Here is a 12007-nt window from a genome sequence, read left to right on the forward strand (position 1 = left end):
TGTCATTCGGAACGGGCCGCGTCAGGTCGCGCCGCGCCAGGCCGGGCTGTCGCCGCGGCGTCTTCGCCAGCGCCGCCGTCGCGCTGCGCGCGCAGCGCGTCGACGAAGCCGCGGCAATCCGCCGGCAACGGCGCCTCGAACTGCAACGGGGCGCCCGTAATCGGGTGGGCGAGCTTCAGGCGGTGTGCATGCAGGAACATGCGCTTGATGCCCGGCCGCGCGCCAGTGCGCGCGAGTTCCTTGTTGAGCGCGAAGTCGCCGTACTTGGCGTCGCCGACGATCGGCAGCCCGAGGTGAGCCAGGTGCACGCGGATCTGGTGCGTGCGGCCCGTCTTCAGCTCGGCTTCGAGCAGCGCGTAGCCCGGCCAGCGCTCGACGAGATTGAACACCGTGTGCGAGGGCATGCCGTCCGGCTGCACGCGCACGCGGCGCTCGCCTTCCGGGGTCAGATATTTATGAAGCGGCTCCTTCACGGCGCGCCGACGGCCCCAGTCGCTTGCCCATTCGCCGTGGACGCAGGCGAAATAGCGCTTGTCGGTCTGGTTGTCGCGCATCTGCGCATGCAGGCCCACGAGCGCGGCGCGCTTCTTGGCGAGCATGAGCACGCCCGACGTTTCGCGGTCGAGCCGATGGACCAGTTCGAGAAACTTGCCCTGCGGGCGCGCTTCGCGCAACTGCTCGATCACGCCGAACGCCACGCCGCTGCCGCCGTGCACGGCGACGCCGGCGGGCTTGTCGATGACGAGCAGCGCGTCGTCCTCGTAGATGACCGGAAACTGGGCCGCCGGCACCGGCGCAGCGCCCGCCGGCGCGCTCGATTGCGAGGTGCGGATGGGCGGCACGCGTACGATGTCGCCTTCCGCGAGCCGATATTGCGCATCGACCCGACCCTTATTCACGCGCACTTCCCCGCTGCGCAAAATGCGATAGATGTGGCTCTTCGGCACGCCTTTACAGACGCGCAAGAGAAAATTGTCGATGCGCTGACCGGCCGCGCCGTCGTCGATTTCGACGAACGAAACCTGGTCGCTTGCGACTTGATTCTGGGATGTTTTGCCTAACCCTTTCATTCTGAATATAATTTGCCCAGCGCCGACGCAACGGTAGGCCTTTCGGCCAAATGTCCTGCGAACCCCAAGAGGGTTATCCTGGACTCGGACCACGCGGCGAGCGCAGGCTGCAAGCGATAAACGGTTATTTTACTTGCGCCCGGGGCTGGTTGCTCACCCCGCTTGATGAGAAGCAACGAGTTGCACGCACGGATCACCATTCCGGCAGGGACGGCGCCCACAGGCACGTTCGGTCAGGAGCGGCTCCGACGGTAACGGAACAACGGTATAAAGAATTTATCCGGCGCGTCCCGCCGCGCGGTCGAAGTGACCGCCGCAGGAGGCGCTGGTGGCGAAAATACGGCGAGCGCCCGAAGCGTCCCGGCAATGTGCGGGACACGGCGACGTCAAAAGTGGCGAGACACCCCGAGGGGGAAGACGGGCGTTCCTGAAAAGCTTCCCGTGCGCGGCCCTGATTGAATCTGGAGGCCGCGAACCTGATCCAGTCGCAAGCGCGCGCGGTTCGCCGCTGCGGCCGGCGTCTGTCACGGCCAGTGCGATGTGTACACGATGGGCACAACCCTCGGCACATCGCTGGCCACGGCAGCCAGGTGGATTGGAAGCGCAGGAAAACGTTGCCGTCGCGAACCCGCGGCATGTCTCTTCGCTTCTTGAAGACGTATTTCGCATGTGCCCACGCGGCCCCGTCCACGGCAACGCAACGCCGGACCGGCGCCCACAAAAGGCAATTCTCCCCGCCGTCGTTCCCGCTCCAGCGTGCTTGTGACAACACAATAAGGCGCGGCTCGCCGCTGCCCGCATCGTGCTGCCTGGCGTCGTCGCCGCGCACTGTGCGGCTCGCGCGCGAACGCACTGGAGTCGTTCAATGAAACGAATGCTGTTCAACGCGACACAGCAGGAAGAACTGCGTGTCGCCATCGTCGATGGACAGAAGCTCATCGACATCGACATCGAAACCGCCGGGCGCGAACAGCGCAAAGGCAATATCTACAAGGGCATCGTCACCCGCATCGAGCCCTCGCTCGAAGCGTGTTTCGTCAACTACGGCGAAGACCGCCACGGCTTCCTGCCGTTCAAGGAAGTCGCCCGCCAGTATTTCCGCGAAGGCATCGACATGCGCGGCGCGCGCATTCAGGACGCCCTCAAGGAAGGCCAGGAGCTGATCGTCCAGGTCGAGAAGGAAGAACGCGGCAACAAGGGCGCTGCCCTCACCACGTTCATCTCGCTCGCCGGCCGCTACCTCGTTCTCATGCCGAACAACCCGCGCGGCGGCGGCGTCTCGCGCCGCATCGAGGGTGACGACCGTCAGGAACTGCGCGAAACCATGGCGCAGCTGCAACTGCCGGACGGCATGAGCATCATCGCGCGCACGGCCGGCATCGGCCGCTCCGCCGAAGAGCTCCAGTGGGACCTGAACTACCTGCTGCAACTGTGGCGCGCCATCGAAGCCGCGTCGCAGGCCGGCCAGTCCGGTCAGCCCATGCTGATCTACCTGGAATCGAGCCTCGTCATTCGCGCGATCCGCGACTACTTCCAGCCCGACATCGGCGAAATCCTCATCGACACCACCGAGATCTATGACCAGGCACGCGCCTTCATGGATATCGTGATGCCGGACAATGTCAATAAGGTGAAGCGGTATCACGACGATGTGCCGCTTTTCTCGCGTTTCCAGATCGAGCACCAGATCGAGACGGCGTATTCGCGTACGGTTCCCCTGCCCTCGGGCGGCGCGATCGTGATCGACCACACCGAAGCACTGGTCGCCATCGACGTGAACTCGGCGCGCGCCACCAAGGGCGCCGACATCGAGGAAACCGCCGCGCGCACCAACCTCGAAGCCGCCGACGAAGTCGCGCGCCAGCTGCGTCTGCGCGACCTGGGCGGCCTGATCGTGATCGACTTCATCGACATGGAGTCGGCCAAGAGCCAGCGCGAAGTCGAGCAGCGCCTGAAAGACGCGCTGCGTCACGACCGCGCCCGCGTGCAAATGGGCAAGATCTCGCGCTTCGGCCTGATGGAGCTGTCGCGCCAGCGTCTGCGCCCCGCCCTCTCGGAAGGCAGCCACGTGACCTGCCCGCGCTGTAACGGCACGGGTCATATCCGCGATACGGAATCGTCGGCGCTTCAGGTCCTGCGCATCATCCAGGAAGAAGCGATGAAGGAACACACCGCGGCAATTCATTGCCAGGTGCCGGTCGAAGTGACCGCCTTCCTGCTCAACGAAAAGCGCGCGGAAATCAACAAGATCGAGTCGCGCTTCAAGGTCGGCGTCGTTCTGATCCCGAACAAGCACCTCGAAACGCCGCACTACAAGCTCGAGCGCCTGCGTCACGACGATGCGCGCCTCGACGACCCGCGCGCCTCGTGGAAGATGGCCGAAGAAGCGGCTCGCGAGCTCGAGTCGGAAACCGGCTACAGCAAGCGCACCGCCGAAGCCAAGCCCAAGCAGGAAGCCGCGGTGAAGGGCATCACGCCGGAGCGTCCGGCGCCGAGCGCGCCGGTCAAGCCGGCAGAAGCGCCGGTGGCCGCGCAAGTGGCCGTTACGCCCGCGGGCGGCGGCTTCTTCGGCTGGGTCAAGCGCCTCTTCGGCGGCGCACCGGCTGCGGCACCTGCACCGGCACCGGTCGCGCAACCCGAAAAGGCCACCCGCCCGACCCGCGAAGCGCGTACCGAGCGCGGTGAGAAGAGCGGCGGCGACCGCAACCGCAATCGCCGCACCGGCGGCCGCGACGCGGCAGGCCGCGGCGAAGGCGCAGGCGGCGCACGCACCGGCCAGCAAGGCGGCCGCCGTGAGGAACGCGAACCGCGCGAACAACGTGAGCCGCGTGAACCCCGCGAACCGCGTGAAGCACGCGAAGGCCGCGGCGCTCGCGAGCCGCGTGAACCGCGTGAGCAACGCGAACCGCGCGAGCAACGTGAGCCGCGTGAAACCCGCGAAGCACGCGGCGAGCGCGAACAGCGCATCGAACGCGTCGAGCGCGGCCAGGAACGCAGCGACGTGACGGCGGAAGCCGGCGCCGCACGCGGTGAGCGCCAGGAACGTGGCGAGCGCCGCGAACGTGGTGATCGCAATGAGTCGCGACGCCGTCAGCAGGCCGAGGCCGCCGAAGCCCAGGAAGCGCGTCTTGACGCAGCATCGGCAGATGCCGAAGGCGTTGAAGCACCGCTGTCGGAAGAGTTGCCCGAAGGCGTGAGTGCGGGTGCCGACGAAGAAGGCGCACCGCGTGAAGGCGAAGAACGCCGCCGCCGCCGCCGTGGCCGCCGTGGCGGTCGCCGCGAGCGCGAGACGGATGCAGCAGGCCTCACGCCGGGCGCAGACGCGCCGGAAGGTGCAGAGGAAGCCGCACCGGCTCAACCGGCCATCGAGCAGCCTGCCGTTGCTGCGCAGGTGCATGAAGCGCATGAAGCGCCGGCTGTGGAAGCGCGCGCCGAGACTGTTGTCGAGACTGTTGTCGAGACTGTTGTGACCGCACTGCCGGCCGCAGCCGTCGTCGCCGAAGCCGCACACGTGCCCGCTGCCGTGACGACCACGCCGGTCGAAACCGTCGCGCCCGCTGCAGAGCAGGCTCCGACCGCGGCCGAGCCGGCTCCGGCACCCGCCGAAGCCGCACCGGTGAGCGTCGAAACCGCGCCTGTGGTCGAGCCGAAAGCCGAGGAGCCGGTGGCGCCTGCAGCAGCGGAAGAACAGGCCGCGCCGGCAGCCCCGGCCGAAACGCAACCTGTCGTGCGCGAAGATCGTGTCGAAGCGCCGCAGACGGTAGAGCCGGCGGAAGCGCCCGTCGCTCAACCGGAGCCGGTGCAAGAAACGGTTGCCGCCGCTCCGACGGTCGTCGCGATCGCCGAGCCGGTGGCAGAGCGTCCGGCCCCGGTGGCACCGGTAGCACCGGTTGCACCCTCGACGGCAGCGGCCGCCGCGGATACGCTGCGTCCGATGCTGGAATCGGCGGGTCTCGTCTGGGTCAACACCGACGCCGACAAGCTGCACGCCGCCCAGCAAGCCGCCGCGCAACTGGTGAAGCCCGCCCGCGCACCGCGCGAGCGCAAGCCGCTGCCGCCGGTCGACAGCTCGCCGATGCAGCAGGTCGAAACCACGCGCCAGCCGTAAGCGCTGCAAGCGTAACTGGCCACGCGCCGGGCCTCGAGTCCGGCGCGCCCCAAAAAGCCCGCCGCTCCCGGCGGGCTTTTTTTTGATATATCAGCGTTCTCCCTCGTCTGTCGGTGCGCGCTGGTTCGGCTAAAATCGAATCAACGCGAGAACGAAGAGACCATGACACGACGCATCATCCCCGTTGCCGATGTTCGAACGCTGCCGCCCGAGCTGCCCCGGCCGGCCGCGGGAACCGTGCGCGCGCCGTCTGGCGCGGTCTTCGACACGCTCGCCAGGCCCCTGCGCGACCTGCGCATCTCGGTCACGGACCGCTGCAATTTCCGCTGCGTGTACTGCATGCCGCGCGCCGTGTTCGACAAGGACTATCCGTTTTTGCCCCATTCCGCGCTGCTTTCGCTCGAAGAAATCGAGCGGCTCGCGCGGCTTTTCGTCGCGCACGGCGTCACCAAGATCCGCCTCACGGGCGGTGAGCCGCTGCTGCGCAAGAACATCGAATTCCTGATCGAGCGCCTCGCCGCGCTGCGCACGCCCGAAGGCGAGCCGCTCGACATCACGCTCACCACCAATGGCTCGCTTCTCGCCCGCAAGGCGCGCGCCCTGCGCGACGCGGGCCTCACGCGCGTGACGGTAAGCCTCGACGCCCTCGACGACGCCCTCTTTCGCCGCATGAACGACGCCGACTTCGCGGTGGCCGACGTGCTCGACGGCATCGCGGCGGCCCAAGCCGTGGGTCTCGCTCCGATCAAGGTCAACATGGTCGTCAAGCGCGGAACGAACGACGGCGAGATCGTGCCGCTCGCCCGACATTTCCGCGGCACGGGCGTAACGCTGCGCTTCATCGAGTACATGGACGTGGGCACTTCGAACGGCTGGAACATGGCCGAAGTGCTGCCGTCGGCCGAGGTCGTCGCGCGCATTTCTGAACACTGGCCGCTCGTGCCGCTGGAGCCGCACAACGCCGCTGAAACGGCGCAACGCTGGGGCTACGCGGACGGCGCGGGCGAGATCGGCGCGATCTCCAGCGTGACGCGCGCATTCTGCGGCGACTGCACACGCGCGCGCCTTTCGACCGAAGGCAAGCTGTACCTGTGCCTGTTTGCCTCGATGGGCTACGACCTGCGCGCGCTGCTGCGCAACGGCGCGACCGACGCGGCGATTTCCGGCGCAATCGCGCAGGTATGGGAAGGCCGCGCCGACCGCTACTCGCAACTGCGAGGCAGCGCGCAGGCCCCGGCGGCCTCCGACGAGCGCCGCATCGAAATGTCGTATATCGGCGGCTGAGAAGCCAATGACGCCGATGAGCGCCAACACCATTTCCATCGCATCGATCACGGGCCTCGTACTCGCGGGCGGCCGCGGCCAGCGCATGGGCGGCGCGGACAAGGGCTTGCAGATGCTGCACGGCAAGCCGCTCGCGGCGCACGTGCTCGCGCGCCTCGCGCCCCAGGTGGGCGCCCTCGCGATCAGCGCAAACCGCAACGGCGACGCCTACGCGGCACTCGGCGCGCCATGGCAAGCAAACGTGCTCGCCGATACGCTGCCCGACTTCCCCGGCCCGCTCGCGGGGCTCCTTGCCGGACTGCGCGCGGCGCAAACCGAATGGCTCCTCACGGCGCCCTGCGACTCGCCCTGGCTGCCAGCCGATCTTGCCGAGCGTCTGGGTCATGCCGCGTTGGGGCAGCACGCCGACATCGTCACCGCGACCACGACGAATGCCGCAGGCGAGGTCTCGCTCCACCCCGTATTCGCGCTGGTACGCACCTCGCTTGCCGACGACCTCGCCGCCTTCCTCGCTGCCGGCGAGCGCAAGGTGCGTGCGTGGTACGCGCGCCACACGGCCACCGAAGTCGCCTTTGCCGACGAACGTGCGTTTTACAATATCAATTCCTTACAGGAACTGGCCGAACTCGAACGCGCCTGAATTGCAATCGGGCGGCGCCCGGCCAGCCGCCGTCCCCGGCACACGGCCGGCACGCCCGCCTTGGACGATCGCCGCACACGCTGTGCGGATGCGACGCTTCCTCACTCGATGACCACGCTTAACCATCCCACCGGCCAAGCCGGGTGCATCAGCCAGTACGATCCGCAAGCTTTGCCCGTCAGCGCCGCGCAGGCCATCGTGCTGCAGTGGGTGACGCCGCTTGCGGCGAGCGAACGCGTGCCGCTGCGCGAGGCGCTTGCACGTGTGCTGGCTGAAGACGTGATTTCGCCCATTGACGTCCCCGCGCACGACAACGCCGCGATGGACGGCTATGCGTTCGACGGCGCGGCGCTGGCCGACGCCGGCGGCCCCCTCTCGCTCGCCGTGTGCGGCAAAGCCTTCGCCGGTCATGCCTACCCGGGCGAAGTCGCCGTGGGTGCCTGCGTGCGCATCATGACCGGCGCGCCGATGCCCGCGGGCTGCGACACCGTCGTGCCGCAAGAACATGTGTCGGCGCTGGGCGAAGTCATCTCGTTCGAAGCGAATATCGTCAAACGCGGCGCGAACGCGCGCCGCAGGGGCGAGGATCTCGCGCACGGCGGTGTGGCGCTCGCGGCCGGCCGCGTGCTGCGCGCGTCCGACATCGGCTTGCTGGCCTCGCTCGGCCTCGTCGAGGCGAACGTCAAGCAACGTCTGCGCGTGGCCTACTTCTCGACCGGCGACGAACTGCGCTCGCCGGGCGAACCGCTCGAGCCGGGCTGCATCTACGACAGCAACCGCTATGCGCTCGGCGCGATGCTTCAGCGCCTGAACGTCGAAGCGATCGACCTGGGCGTCGTGCGCGACGACCCCGCGGCGCTGACCGCCACGCTGAAACTCGCTGCCGAAACCGCCGATGTCGTGCTAACCTCCGGCGGCGTCTCGGTCGGCGAAGCCGATTTCACGCGCACCCAGTTGCAAGCGCTCGGCGACGTCTCGTTCTGGGGCCTCGCCATGCGCCCCGGCCGCCCGCTCGCGTTCGGCCGCATCTGGTCGGGCGGACACCCGGGCGCCGGCCGCGCAGCGCTCCTGTTCGGCCTGCCCGGCAACCCGGTCGCGACGATGGTCTCGTTCTACCAGATCGTGCGCCCTGCCCTCATGACGATGGCGGGCGCGCAAGCGCAGCCCGTCCCGCTCGTCCCCGCGCTGAGCGATCAGCCGATCAAAAAGCGCGCGGGCCGCACCGAGTTCCAGCGCGGCCTCGCGCGCCGCGACGCCAGCGGCCAGTGGCGCGTCGCGCCGACCGGCTCGCAAAGCTCGGGCGCGCTCAGCACGATGAGCGAAGCGAATTGCTTCATCGTGCTCGCCCATGAGGCGGGCGACCTCGACGCTGGAGACCCCGTCGACATCATGCTGTTCGATGGACTCGTCTAGCGCGGCGGCGCCTCAGAGGCCATCAACCGTATCCACACGTCCACACCTGCATAACGGACCGACTACTATGAAAAAACAGATCTCGTTCATCGCTGCGGGCCAGACCGCCAAGGCGCTCATCCTCGTGTACCTGACCTTCAGCGTGCCTATCGTGCTGCTCGGCGTTCTCGTGGCGTTCGTGCGCTATGGCTCGGTCGAACTCTCGACCATCTTCAGCGCGCTGCTGCTCAATGCGATCGTCGGCTTCATCCTGCTGTGGATCGCCTGCCACGCGTACAACTGGGTGGCCTCGCGCTTCGGCGGCATCGAGATCCATCTCTCCGACGTCCCCGAGGAAGCGTGATGAGCGCGACGATCCGCGCCGCCACGGCCGCCGACGTCGGCGCAATGCACGCGCTGATGTATGAACTCGCCGAGTTCGAGAAGCTCACGCATCTGTTCACGGGCACGGCCGAAGGACTCGCCGACGCCCTGTTCGGCGCACGCCCCGCAGCAGAAGCGCTGGTGGCGGAAGACGCCGGCCGCATCGTCGGCTATGCGCTCTACTTCCACAACTACTCGACGTTCCTGAGCCGCCGCGGCCTTTACCTCGAAGACCTCTACGTGCAGCCGTCGCAACGCGGCACCGGCCTTGGTACGGCGATGCTGCGCGCACTCGCGGCGATTGCCGTCGAACGCGGCTGCGCCCGCTTCGAGTGGACCGTGCTCGACTGGAACACGCCGGCCATCGGCTTCTATGAAAAGCTCGGCGCCACCGTGCTGCCCGACTGGCGCGTCGTGCGCATGACCGGCGATGCACTCGAAAGGCTCGCTGCGCCCGGTGAAACGATGATCGGGTAAGCAAACGCACTGCACACGCTTGAATGCAAACGGGCCGCCTGGGAATCAGGCGGCCCGTTTTCTTTTGGCGAGCAGGTTGGGTCACTCGTCGCCGAATCCCCCTTCACTGCCCGCTTCGCCGTTGCGCAGCGCATCGCCGAGAAGATTCGCTGCTGCCTCACCCGGCAGCGCCTCGACGTCGCGCAGCTTGCGGTTCATTGCACGCGTTCGCACTTCCGCGGCTTCGATGGAACGCGTGACCGTTTCGAGCTGCGACTTCGTGCGCGCGAGCACGTCGCCGAACTTGCCGAACTCCGTCTTCACTGCGCCCAGCACCTGCCACACCTCGCTCGAGCGACGCTCGATCGCGAGCGTGCGGAAACCCATCTGCAGGCTGTTGAGGAGCGCGGTGAGCGTAGTCGGACCCGCCACGCTCACGCGGTAGTCGCGCTGCAGGACATCGGTCAAGCCGGGGCGACGCAGGATTTCAGCGTAAAGGCCTTCGGTCGGCAGGAACAGCAGCGCGAAATCGGTCGTGTGCGGCGGCGCGACGTACTTCTCGGCGATAGTGCGCGCCTCCGCGCGGATGCGCAGTTCGAGCGCGCGCCCTGCTTCCTCGATCGCGAGCACGTCCGCGCGCTCCTGCGCGTCGATGAGACGCTCGTAGTCCTCGCGCGGGAACTTGGCGTCGATCGGCAGCCAGACCGGCTCGTCCTGTTCGCCAGCGCCAGCGCCGCGCCCCGGCAGACGAATCGCGAACTCCACGCGTTCCGTGCTCTTCGGCACCGTCGCCACGTTCTTCGCGAACTGGTCGGGCGTGAGCATCTGTTCGAGCAACGCTTCGAGCTGCACCTCGCCCCATGTGCCGCGCGTCTTCACGTTGGTGAGCACCTTCTTCAGGTCGCCCACGCCTGCTGCCAGCGTCTGCATCTCGCCAAGCCCGCGATGCACCTGCTCAAGTCGATCCGAAACGAGCTTGAACGATTCGCCAAGGCGCTGTTCGAGCGTGGCGTGCAGTTTCTCGTCGACCGTGCGGCGCATTTCTTCGAGCTTCGCCGCGTTGTTCGCTTCGATGTCTTTCAGACGCTGTTCGAGCGTCGCGCGCACTTCGGCAAAGCGCCGGTCGTTGACTTCGGTGAGCTGCCCGAGCTGCTGCGTAAGCAACGAGCCGAAGTGGCGCAGCGCGGCGCCCTGCTCGTCGCGCGCCAGCTGGGCCTGCTGATGCAGACTCTGGCGCACGGCGTCGAGCTGCTGCGTATTGGTTGCCGTGAGTTTGGCGAGCTGCTGGGCGAAGCCGTCGATCTGGCTGTTCTGCACCGTCGCGATGCTGCCGAGCTGCGCCGCAAGCGACTGCTGCACCTGTGCAAAGCCGCCGCCGAACTCGCTGCGCGAGGCCTGCGCGGTGCGCGCGATCTCGTTGCGCAGCTCGCGCTCGATGCGCTCGGCCGCGCGCGCCTGCGTGTCGGTCGAGGCAGCGAGGCGGTCGCTCAGTTGATCGAGCGCGTCGAGCGTGACTTCAGCATCGCCTTCGCCGTGGCCTTGACGCGCACGCAGTAGCGCGACGAGCGTCACGACGAACGCGATCGCCAGCGCAACGATCGCCAGCGACATGACTGCGAGCGGACTCATGTACGCGCTTTCCCCAGCACGGCGGGATTGATCGGATTGGGCGGCTGCCCCGCGCGCGGGCCCTCGCCAAGCGCGGCGATGAGATTGTCGGCGGCGAGATTCGCCATGGCGCGGCGCGTGGCTTCGCTCGCGCTCGCAATGTGCGGCGTGAGCACGACGTTCTCCACTTCGAGCAGCGCCGGATGCACGCGCGGCTCGCCCTCGAACACGTCGAGGCCCGCCGCCGCGATCTGGCGCGTGCGCAGCGCGTGCGCGAGCGCCGCGTCGTCGACGATGCCACCTCGCGCGATGTTGGTGAGCGTGGCCGTGGGTTTCATCTGCGCGAGTTCGGCGGCGCCGATCGTGTGATGGTTTTCCGGCGTATAAGGCAGCACCAGCACCACGTGATCGGCCTGCTTGAGCAGATCTTCCTTCGACAGATATTCGGCGTTCAGCTCGCGCTCGATCTCAGGCGCGACGCGCGAACGGTTGTGATACACCACGCGCATGCTGAAGCCGCGTGCGCGGCGCGCGAGCGCCTGGCCGATACGGCCCATGCCGATCACGCCGAGCGTCGCACCATAAATGTCCGAGCCGAGAAACGCGTCGAACGACCACTTGTCCCATTTGCCTGCGCGCAGGAAGTGCTCCGATTCCGTGACTCGGCGCGCGGCCGCCATCATCAGCGCCCAGCCAAAATCGGCCGTGGTTTCGTTGAGCACGTCGGGCGTGTTGGTGCCGAGCACGTTGGCCGCGTTGAAGGCGGCCATGTCGAAGTTGTTGTAGCCCACGGCCATGTTCGATACCACGCGCAAACGCGGCGCAGCGGCGAGCGTTGCGGCGCCGATCGGGTCGCCCGCGGTGAGCGCGCCGTCCTTGTCGGCGAGACGCTGGTGCAGCGCCTCGGGCGAAAGCGCCTCGCCGTCGTTCCAGTCCACGTCGAAATACTGCTTGAGCCGATCGATCACGTCGGGAAAGATCGGGCGCGCCACGAGAATCTTTTGCATCGTTGCTCTCCACACTTCAATCGTTGTCCGTCATTGTTGCGCGTGACGGGGCGCTCAG

9 protein-coding genes are annotated in these 12007 nt (G+C 67.6%); 6 read left to right on the forward strand and 3 right to left on the reverse strand.

Annotated elements, in window-relative coordinates:
- Window positions 1-2: 2 nt before the first annotated feature.
- Window positions 3-1070: an RluA family pseudouridine synthase gene (locus VSR72_RS08760; protein WP_342951977.1), complete on the reverse strand. Its 1068-nt coding sequence runs from the start codon at window positions 1068-1070 to the stop codon at window positions 3-5.
- Between the two features lie 865 nt (window positions 1071-1935).
- Between VSR72_RS08760 and VSR72_RS08765 the strand changes: the two genes are divergently transcribed.
- The 6 genes from VSR72_RS08765 to VSR72_RS08790 all read left to right on the forward strand — a co-directional run bounded on the left by VSR72_RS08765 (window position 1936) and on the right by VSR72_RS08790 (window position 9355).
- Entirely contained in the window at window positions 1936-5178 is a 3243-nt protein-coding gene (locus tag VSR72_RS08765; RefSeq protein ID WP_342951978.1) for an Rne/Rng family ribonuclease, read from the forward strand.
- 162 nt (window positions 5179-5340) lie between these two features.
- A complete protein-coding gene (gene moaA / locus VSR72_RS08770) occupies window positions 5341-6462 on the forward strand; it encodes a GTP 3',8-cyclase MoaA (protein ID WP_342951979.1) in 1122 nt (373 codons plus the stop codon).
- Window positions 6463-6478: 16 nt separating this feature from the next.
- Entirely contained in the window at window positions 6479-7102 is a 624-nt protein-coding gene (mobA, locus tag VSR72_RS08775) for a molybdenum cofactor guanylyltransferase MobA (RefSeq protein WP_342952050.1), read from the forward strand.
- A 108-nt stretch (window positions 7103-7210) separates the two neighbouring features.
- On the forward strand, window positions 7211-8515 hold the full coding sequence (glp, locus tag VSR72_RS08780) for a gephyrin-like molybdotransferase Glp (RefSeq protein WP_342951980.1): 1305 nt from the start codon (window positions 7211-7213) through the stop codon (window positions 8513-8515).
- Between the two features lie 67 nt (window positions 8516-8582).
- Window positions 8583-8858: a hypothetical protein gene (locus VSR72_RS08785; protein WP_028212919.1), complete on the forward strand. Its 276-nt coding sequence runs from the start codon at window positions 8583-8585 to the stop codon at window positions 8856-8858.
- Window positions 8858-9355 (forward strand): GNAT family N-acetyltransferase, encoded by a 498-nt coding sequence (locus VSR72_RS08790; protein ID WP_342951981.1) that lies wholly within the window; start codon window positions 8858-8860, stop codon window positions 9353-9355. The genes VSR72_RS08785 and VSR72_RS08790 overlap by 1 nt, the downstream gene beginning before the upstream one ends.
- A gap of 81 nt (window positions 9356-9436) precedes the next feature.
- Here VSR72_RS08790 and rmuC read toward each other — a convergent pair whose 3' ends face one another.
- Window positions 9437-10963 (reverse strand): DNA recombination protein RmuC, encoded by a 1527-nt coding sequence (gene rmuC, locus VSR72_RS08795; RefSeq protein ID WP_342951982.1) that lies wholly within the window; start codon window positions 10961-10963, stop codon window positions 9437-9439.
- Complete coding sequence (locus VSR72_RS08800) at window positions 10960-11949, reverse strand: D-glycerate dehydrogenase (RefSeq protein WP_342951983.1); 990 nt, start codon at window positions 11947-11949, stop codon at window positions 10960-10962. Before VSR72_RS08800 ends, rmuC begins: the two co-directional genes overlap by 4 nt.
- Window positions 11950-12007: the final 58 nt, after the last annotated feature.

Source organism: Paraburkholderia sp. JHI869, assembly GCF_038900775.1.
In the GTDB taxonomy this organism is placed as follows: domain Bacteria; phylum Pseudomonadota; class Gammaproteobacteria; order Burkholderiales; family Burkholderiaceae; genus Paraburkholderia.

Bases quoted from the DNA above. Each gene is read 5' to 3' on its own strand.
- VSR72_RS08760 (WP_342951977.1), bottom strand. From the start codon at position 1,070: ATGAAAGGGTTAGGCAAAACATCCCAGAATCAAGTCGCAAGCGACCAG.
- VSR72_RS08765 (WP_342951978.1), top strand. From the start codon at position 1,936: ATGAAACGAATGCTGTTCAACGCGACACAGCAGGAAGAACTGCGTGTC.
- moaA (WP_342951979.1), top strand. From the start codon at position 5,341: ATGACACGACGCATCATCCCCGTTGCCGATGTTCGAACGCTGCCGCCC.
- mobA (WP_342952050.1), top strand. From the start codon at position 6,479: ATGAGCGCCAACACCATTTCCATCGCATCGATCACGGGCCTCGTACTC.
- glp (WP_342951980.1), top strand. From the start codon at position 7,211: ATGACCACGCTTAACCATCCCACCGGCCAAGCCGGGTGCATCAGCCAG.
- VSR72_RS08785 (WP_028212919.1), top strand. From the start codon at position 8,583: ATGAAAAAACAGATCTCGTTCATCGCTGCGGGCCAGACCGCCAAGGCG.
- VSR72_RS08790 (WP_342951981.1), top strand. From the start codon at position 8,858: ATGAGCGCGACGATCCGCGCCGCCACGGCCGCCGACGTCGGCGCAATG.
- rmuC (WP_342951982.1), bottom strand. From the start codon at position 10,963: ATGAGTCCGCTCGCAGTCATGTCGCTGGCGATCGTTGCGCTGGCGATC.
- VSR72_RS08800 (WP_342951983.1), bottom strand. From the start codon at position 11,949: ATGCAAAAGATTCTCGTGGCGCGCCCGATCTTTCCCGACGTGATCGAT.